At 54.2% G+C, this 6,144-nt stretch carries 6 protein-coding genes; 3 read left to right on the top strand and 3 right to left on the bottom strand.

The window, feature by feature from the left end; translation table 11 throughout:
* The 3 genes from VM163_07495 to metK all read right to left on the bottom strand — a co-directional run.
* The coding region (locus VM163_07495) for a DNA topoisomerase (protein HUT03717.1) at positions 1-981 on the bottom strand (981 nt) is incomplete at its 3' end.
* Between the two features lie 45 nt (positions 982-1,026).
* Complete coding sequence (locus tag VM163_07490; GenBank protein ID HUT03716.1) at positions 1,027-2,283, bottom strand: adenosylhomocysteinase; 1,257 nt, start codon at positions 2,281-2,283, stop codon at positions 1,027-1,029.
* Between the two features lie 34 nt (positions 2,284-2,317).
* Positions 2,318-3,466, bottom strand: a complete 1,149-nt coding sequence (gene metK, locus VM163_07485) for a methionine adenosyltransferase (protein ID HUT03715.1) — start codon at positions 3,464-3,466, stop codon at positions 2,318-2,320.
* Between the two features lie 601 nt (positions 3,467-4,067).
* Here metK and VM163_07480 point away from each other — a divergent pair.
* The 3 genes from VM163_07480 to VM163_07470 all read left to right on the top strand — a co-directional run bounded on the left by VM163_07480 (position 4,068) and on the right by VM163_07470 (position 6,144).
* Positions 4,068-4,733, top strand: a complete 666-nt coding sequence (locus tag VM163_07480; GenBank protein ID HUT03714.1) for a M48 family metalloprotease — start codon at positions 4,068-4,070, stop codon at positions 4,731-4,733.
* Positions 4,730-5,518: a hypothetical protein gene (locus tag VM163_07475; protein ID HUT03713.1), complete on the top strand. Its 789-nt coding sequence runs from the start codon at positions 4,730-4,732 to the stop codon at positions 5,516-5,518. The genes VM163_07480 and VM163_07475 overlap by 4 nt, the downstream gene beginning before the upstream one ends.
* Positions 5,519-5,598: 80 nt before the next feature.
* A complete protein-coding gene (locus VM163_07470; protein ID HUT03712.1) occupies positions 5,599-6,144 on the top strand; it encodes a hypothetical protein in 546 nt (181 codons plus the stop codon).

Here is a 6,144-nt window from a genome sequence, read left to right as displayed (position 1 = left end):
CTTGCCGAACATCTCACCAATCAAGTGCCGAACACTCGAAAGCGCCGAGCTGGCAACCCTGGTCGAATCGGTCCTCATGTACGTGATCAAGCCCACCAACCCCACATCCTCCAGGTCCACACCCTCATAAAGACTCTGGGCAAGGCTCATCGTCAGCCTCGCTGAGAGCCGCAGGTCAGACGATGCGGATTGCTGCAACGTGCTAGTGATAAGCGGCGGGGGTGGCGTCTGTTTTTTCTCCGTTTTCTTAAGCCCGGATACAATAGCCATCCCGCTCTTCATGATCTTGTTGTAGATTTCCAGCGCCAAATGGGCGTCTGGGATTTTGGCGACCTTGTTTCCGATCTTGACCAGTTCGGCCTTGAGCTCCCGTCCACTCTTGGTCCGGAAAACAGCCTGTATGATCCAGTATTCCTCCGGAGTGAAGTCCGTGATAGCCTTTTCCCTCTCGCAGATCATCCTCAATGCCACCGACTGCACTCTGCCCGCCGAAAGACCCTGACGAACTTTCTGGCTCAAAAGTGGGCTGATCTGGTAGCCAACAAGCCTATCGAGCACCCGACGCGCCTGCTGAGCATTCACTTTGTTGATGTCGATCGATCTGGGCTCGGACATCCCCCGCTCGATCCCGCTCTTTGTGATCTCCGTGAACAGCACACGGAACACTCGCTCATCCTCGCACTCAAGCTCCTGATATAAGTGCCAACAGATCGCCTCGCCCTCCCGGTCCGGGTCAGCCGCAAGATAGACCTTGTCCGCTTTCTTGGACAACGACCGAAGGTCCCTGATTATCGGGACCTTGTCCTTCACTACTTCATACTCGGGAGTGAAACCGTTGTTGACGTCAACGCCCAGCCGCCTCCGAGGCAGGTCCTTAACGTGTCCTGCGGACGACTTGACGATGAACCCCTCGCCCAAATAGCGGTTTATGGTTTTGGCCTTTGCTGGTGACTCGACGATTACAAGCGACTTGCTAGACATACTGCCCCACTTCAAAAACTCTAGCGCTCAGAATATACATACTGACTAAGTTCCCATCTCCCACGCTGCAAGATAGGCCTGCTGCTCTTCAGTAAGAGTATCTATTGAGATTCCCATTGTGGCAAGCTTTGTTGATGCAACCATCTCATCGATCTCTTTGGGAACCTCATGAACCTCGATCGACATGTTGCCCTTGTTTTTCACCAGATATTCCGCACAAAGCGCCTGGTCGGCAAAGCTCATGTCCATGACAGAAGAGGGGTGCCCCTCGGCAGCAGAGAGGTTCACAAGCCTACCATCAGCGAGAAGATATATCCGCCGCCCATCCTCCAACTTGAACTCCTCAACCGATCGCCGAATGCATCTCCTCTCAGTCGCCATCTCGGCGAGAGCCTCGAGGTCGATCTCGACATTGAAATGGCCTGTGTTGCAGACAATCGCTCCATCCTTCATGGTCTCGAAATGCTCGCCTCGTATGACCTTGATGTCGCCAGTCGCGGTCAAAAAGAAGTCCCCAAACTTCGCTGCCTCGGCCATCGGCATAACCCTGAAACCGTCCATCGCAGCCTCAAGAGCCTTGACCGGGTCCACCTCGGTAACGATCACCCGGGCGCCCAGGCCCTTTGCACGCATCGCCGCACCTCGTCCGCACCAACCATAACCACATATCACGAAATCGGTTCCCGCAAACAGGCGATTGGTTGCTCTCATTATGCCGTCCATTGTGCTCTGGCCGGTGCCATACCTGTTGTCAAACAGATGCTTCGTGTCCGCGTCGTTGACCGCGATCATGGGGACCTTCAGCGCACCATTCTTGGCCAAGCTTCTGAGCCGGATGACCCCCGTCGTGGTCTCCTCCATCCCGCCAATGATGTTCGGAAGAAGCTCCTGACGATCCTTGTGAAGTATGGAAACAAGGTCCGCGCCGTCGTCGATCGTTATGACCGGCCTCATATCGAGAACGCTGTGGATGTGCTTGTAGTAGGTTTGCTTGTCCTCACCGTGAAGAGCAAACACTGACATCCCAAGGTGCTTAACGATCGACGCAGTAACGTCGTCCTGCGTGCTCAGTGGGTTCGAGGCGCAAAGCCCAACCGTCGCGCCGCCCGCCTTCAGAACCTGCATCAGGTTCGCGGTCTCGGTCGTTACGTGCAGGCAGGCGCCGATCGTGACCCCCTCCAAAGGCCTCTCCTTCTCGAAGCGAGCCATGATCACATCCAGCACCGGCATCTTCATCCGCGCCCAATCGATGCGAAGCTTACCCGCCTCGGCCAGCGCAATGTCCTTTATGTCATAGTTCATCAAGTAATCCTCCAAAATGCGTTCAGTTGTGGTGCTATTTTACCTTGCAAGCGGTGAGAAGATCGTCAACTTTATCAGTTTTCTCCCACGTGAAGTCCGGATCACTACGGCCAAAATGTCCGTATGCGGCTGTTTTCGTGTATATGGGCCTTCGCAAATCGAGCATCTCGATCATCCCATTCGGAGTGAGATCGAAAACCTCCCGAACAGCCTTCTTGAGCGTTGCATACGAGACCTTGCCCGTCTGAAACACATCGACCATGATGGACACCGGCTCGGCAACGCCTATCGCATAAGCTATCTGAACCTCGCACTTCTTCGCCAACCCAGCCGCCACGATGTTCTTCGCAATGTATCTCGCCATATATGACCCCGACCGGTCGACCTTCGACGGGTCCTTCCCTGAGAACGCCCCGCCTCCGTGGCTGCCAACGCCGCCATACGTGTCAACAATGATCTTCCTTCCCGTAAGACCCGTGTCTGCCGACGGCCCCCCCATGACGAACCTCCCCGTCGGATTGACATAGTACTTAGTGTTCTTCCTCAACTCGGGAGCAATAACAGGCTCAATAACCTGCTCAACCACGTCCTCCGTAACGTCCTTGATGTTCACCTCAGGACCGTGCTGCGTTGATATCACGACAGTATGAACCTCGACAGGCGTGTTGTTCTTATACCTTACGGTTACCTGGCTTTTGCCATCTGGCCGCAGGTAATCGATTATGCGCTTCTTGCGAGCCTCCGCCAGCCTCATCGCCAGCTTGTGCGCCAGCATGATCGGCATCGGCATCAGCTCCTCGGTCTCGTTCGTCGCATACCCAAACATCAGCCCCTGGTCTCCAGCGCCGCCAGGGTTGACGCCCAACGCGATATCCGGCGATTGGGGGTGTATCGAAGTCAAAACTGCGCACGTCTGATAGTCGAAACCATACTTCGCATGTGTGTATCCGATGTCCTTGATCGTATCACGAACGATCAACGGAATATCAGCGTAGCAGTCCGTCGTGATCTCGCCCGCGACCAACGCGAGCCCTGTCGTCAAAAACGTCTCACACGCAACTCGCCCCATCGGATCACACGCGAAGACCGCATCCAGAATCGCGTCAGATATCTGGTCCGCCATCTTATCCGGATGGCCCTCCGTAACCGATTCTGAAGTAAACAAAAAGTCTGTTCTCGGCATTTTAACCTCCAGTCAGAAGCCGTTATCAACGCCACCGCAGACAAACTTCCGCGATGGCTTGCACTCCATCGAGGGACCCGTCCGCCTCTCTTTGTCGCTACAAGTCATGGGAAAATACCACCTCATTCGGTTATGTCCAGCCGCAAAATCAGTGAACCGTCCCGAGGTAAGTTCCCTCCGAGAACGCTGTTGCAATCCACTTGACGAATGTGTTATACTCAAATCTGCTAATAATAGTGCTTCATTCAAAGGAGGGTATTATGCGTCTGAAACGGCCTTTATAGCGGCGGGTCCGGCGCCAAACCCCCGAATCCGCCCCGCCTCTTTATGGGTGTTTTGAACTGCAACGGCAAGAACTGGGATTGGGACGATGAGAATAGCAGCTATTACATCGGCATAGCTGATGAGAATCGAGCTTTCAGAGCGGGAATGGCCGAATCCCTTTCGCCTTTTCCCCTTTTGACCCGATTAACCAGTCGGGAGACTCCTCCGAAGATTTGCGTTGACACAAGGTGTAACCTCCGGCATATTATTGTCTCTATTTTCATTTAAGTAAGCGCTAATCTGACTGCCTTCATTCTGCGCGTTAAGGTATTGTGCTATGAGGCCAAGGCTGGTCGTTTGGGGATTGTTTCTACTTCTTATAGCATCTCCACTAAATGCCAGGACAATAAAGCAAGAGGAGACAAAGTTCGGCCGCTATGTCGATAAGCAGGTGATTGCTGTCGAGACAATCTTGTTCGATGAAGCGTTGCAGAAGCGGATCAATGAGATAGGAGACAGAATCGTCCGAGCCGCCGGCGGACCGGAGATTGCCTACACTTTCCGTATCGTCAATTCGCCACTAATTGGCGCCAACTCGGCGGCTGGTGGGTTCGTTTACGTGAACACCGGGCTGCTGGATTTCGCCAGGACGGAAGATGAGCTCGCAGCCGTGGTGGCCCACGAAGTGCACCATATCATAGCTGGTCACCAGATTGAGCTTGCGCGCACACCAGAGCGGAAAAAAAACAAATGCGGGAAGGAGCAAGAACTGGCGGCGGATGCTTTTGCGCTGGAATACATGATGAAAGCCGGGTATGCTCCTCCGGCAATGCTCAGCCTTCTAAAGCGATTGCTTGTTACGAAGAGAAGGCTCGGGATAGACTCCTCCGGTTCTACCTCGAGTTTCTTGAACGCGGAACCGGGGCTCGATGCGAGAATCGAGCGAATCGAGGAATTGCTTTCAGAACCCAAATGGAAAAGAAGAACGGGAGGCCAACCATGAACGACTCGATGGGGGCACGAATCTGCCTATTGAGTATCTCTCTTATCTTTGTCGCCTCGCTCGCTGGCGGTGTGGGCTTCGACCGTGAAGCCGTCTCACAAACGAGTAAGGGGATCGCCGAGTGGAGGCTCATGAATGAAGAGGACGCAGAGCAACCGCCGGTGTTCGTGTCGTCGTCCCTAGCGTCGAGGGTCAAGCCAGGCTCCAGAAGCGTCGTGGTGAGCGGTTTATCAGGATTCATTGATCCCCCCTACTACAGGTGGGAAGACTACAAGTGGCAAAAATGGGGGAAGGACCGGACGGTCGATATGGGAGACTCTCTGCGTCGGCAGCGTTTATTCACGAGTCGATTCCAGCTTCAGCAGCTTGAATACCGGAGCCCAACGAGGGACCTGGCCATATTCCAGGGCCAGAACCGTTATTATCGCCGGCGCACGACGTTTGAGAATAGGCCGTCCCTCGCTCAAACTAGCCAGCCCCGCGCATTTGTTCAGTTTCGTCATGACACCACATTGATCGATCAAGTTCGCCTTATGCGGTTGGGTGATCCTGGGGCGAACCGGAATTGGAGCAAATGGGTGTCACAGACTTACATGCCGGTGCAGCTGATGAAATTGCCTCCACGGATAGAGATACCCCAACAGATCAACATACCACAGACATACTACATACACCCCCTGCGTGTGAACTATCCGACCTTCCGGTACTATATGCCGCGGACATACTACACCCCGCCTCCACGGATATACATCCCACCACCCCCGCGCATCCGGACCCGATACTAATGAGCGTCTGCCCAGACAATTGCGGGAGAAGCTGAGTTGCTCGATTTCCAGTGAAAGCCAACTAAGGGGGAATGATAGCTATGAGAAGGATTGGTGTGGTTCTGCTGGTGTTGGCTTGCACCGGCCTATGGTGCGCACGTGCGGTTGGCCAAGAGAGTGGTCGCGAATCGACCATTGTTGCGGCGTCTAACGATGCTGGTGAGAAGCTCAGAATGCTGCGGACGTTCGCCCTCTTCGTAAACGGTGCCGACCGATTGCTGCCAATGGCGATGGAGGACGCGATTGCCATCCATTTGGCGAATATGGGGAAATCCGTTGTAAGTCGCGAGAAAGTCGAAAGCGCCGTAGGCGATTACTTACAGCAAAAAGAGAAGGAGAAGTCCACACAGACGGTAAACGCCATACAGATCGGCAAAGCGGTGGGTGCCGATTCGATAATCATAGGGACTATGGTCGTGACCACACTGGACGACAATAAGCCTTTCGTGATGATCGCCTCATTTCAGTTCGTGGAGGTCGCAAGCCAGCGCACCTTGCTGCGAGTTCTGTTCGAGTTTGGGGAGAGCAAGTCCCTCTCTGCGATTGCTGAGCGCCTTACGGGCATTCTGAAGCAGAATATGAGATAG

The organism is bacterium (genome assembly GCA_035527515.1).
GTDB lineage: Bacteria > B130-G9 > B130-G9 > B130-G9 > B130-G9 > B130-G9.
Note: the sequence above shows the minus strand (reverse complement) of the source record. Positions and strands in the feature narration are given on the sequence as shown.